At 62.3% G+C, this 1,177-nt stretch carries 1 protein-coding gene; it reads left to right on the top strand.

Features of this window, described 5'->3' with window-relative positions; translation table 11 throughout:
- A complete protein-coding gene (tuf, locus tag AC0L25_RS32385; protein ID WP_473599178.1) occupies positions 1 to 1,176 on the top strand; it encodes an elongation factor Tu in 1,176 nt (391 codons plus the stop codon).
- The last annotated feature ends 1 nt before the right edge of the window (position 1,177 follow it).

Here is a 1,177-nt window from a genome sequence, read left to right as displayed (position 1 = left end):
ATGGCAAAAGGTAAATTCGAGCGTACAAAGCCTCATGTGAACATCGGCACGATTGGCCATGTCGATCATGGCAAGACGTCGCTGACGGCGGCGATCACCAAGTATTTTGGCGAATACAAGCGCTACGACCAGATCGATGCGGCGCCCGAAGAGAAGGCGCGCGGCATCACCATCTCGACGGCGCATGTCGAATACGAGACGGCCAACCGCCACTACGCCCATGTCGACTGCCCCGGCCACGCCGACTATGTGAAGAACATGATCACCGGTGCCGCGCAGATGGACGGCGCGATCCTGGTTGTGTCGGCCGCAGATGGCCCGATGCCGCAGACCCGCGAGCACATCCTGCTGGCCCGTCAGGTCGGCGTGCCGTCGATCGTGGTGTTTTTGAACAAGGTCGACCAGGTCGACGACGCCGAGCTGCTCGAACTGGTCGAGCTCGAGGTGCGTGAGCTCCTGACCAAGAACGAGTTCCCCGGCGACGACATTCCGATCGTCAAGGGTTCGGCACTTGCCGCTTTGGAAGACACCGACAAGAAGATCGGCGAGGATTCGATCCGCGAATTGATGGCTGCGGTCGACGACTACATCCCGACGCCGGTTCGTCCGCTCGACAAGCCGTTCCTGATGCCGATCGAGGACGTGTTCTCGATCTCGGGCCGCGGCACGGTTGTGACCGGCCGCGTCGAGCGTGGCGTGGTCAAGGTCGGCGAGGAGCTGGAGATCATCGGCATCCGTCCGACGACCAAGACGACCTGCACCGGCGTCGAGATGTTCCGCAAGCTGCTCGACCAGGGCCAGGCCGGCGACAACATCGGCGCGCTGCTGCGCGGTGTTGACCGTGAAGGTGTCGAGCGCGGCCAGGTTCTGGCCAAGCCGGGTACGGTCAAGCCGCACAAGAAGTTCGTCGCCGAAGCCTACATCCTGACCAAGGACGAAGGTGGCCGTCACACGCCGTTCTTCACCAACTACCGTCCGCAGTTCTATTTCCGCACCACCGACGTGACCGGCATCGTGTCGCTGCCGGAAGGCACCGAGATGGTGATGCCGGGCGACAACATCACCGTCGATGTCGAGCTGATCGTGCCGATCGCCATGGAAGAGAAGCTGCGCTTCGCCATCCGTGAAGGCGGCCGCACCGTCGGTGCCGGCATCGTCGTCACCATCAAAGAGTAAT

The organism is Mesorhizobium sp. WSM4813, assembly GCF_055811555.1.
The sequence above is the reverse complement of the archived record's forward strand: the minus strand, read 5'-3'. Positions and strand labels throughout refer to the sequence as shown.